Source organism: Corallococcus praedator (genome assembly GCF_003612125.1).
GTDB classification, from domain to species: domain Bacteria; phylum Myxococcota; class Myxococcia; order Myxococcales; family Myxococcaceae; genus Corallococcus; species Corallococcus praedator.
In genome coordinates this window covers 1-430 of record NZ_RAWI01001123.1, presented here as the reverse complement: position 1 = coordinate 430, position 430 = coordinate 1, and the positions used below count along the sequence as shown (strand labels likewise).

Annotated in this window: 1 protein-coding gene; it reads right to left on the bottom strand. The window is 57.2% G+C overall.

Features of this window, described 5'->3' with window-relative positions; all coding sequences use genetic code 11:
• Positions 1–430 (bottom strand): hypothetical protein (locus D7Y13_RS46480; RefSeq protein WP_158626238.1); only part of this gene is annotated, 430 nt, incomplete at both ends.

The following is a 430-nucleotide window of genomic DNA, read 5'->3' as shown; positions in this document are numbered from 1 at the left end:
CAATTCCCTGGATTTGGTCCTTCAAGCCCTGGGAGAAGCGACCATTGAAGCCGTGCAGGCCAACCGGAATTGGTTCGATGTTTGACTCGCCGTAAAGAGTGACCTCCGACTTCAGCGGGATCGTTAGAAGTACCGCCTTCCGATTAACAGGTCGGTCGTCGTCATCTCCGAAAACACGGTCACCGGTTACCGGATCGAACTTCGCGAGGATGATCTGGTACGCATATCCCTTGCTGCGGACGCGGTGGAACCGACCCTCAAGGTCTTCCACCTTGACATCCTCGAACGTGCTGGACCGACCGAAGTGAATTCGTTCCCCCGTGTTGTCGCTGCGGAATTCACTCCACGTCCACCCATCCATGCCCTCGGGGACACTGGACTTGGTTGCGAACCCGCCGTGCTTGAACCCGTACTCGACGCCGTTTTCGAG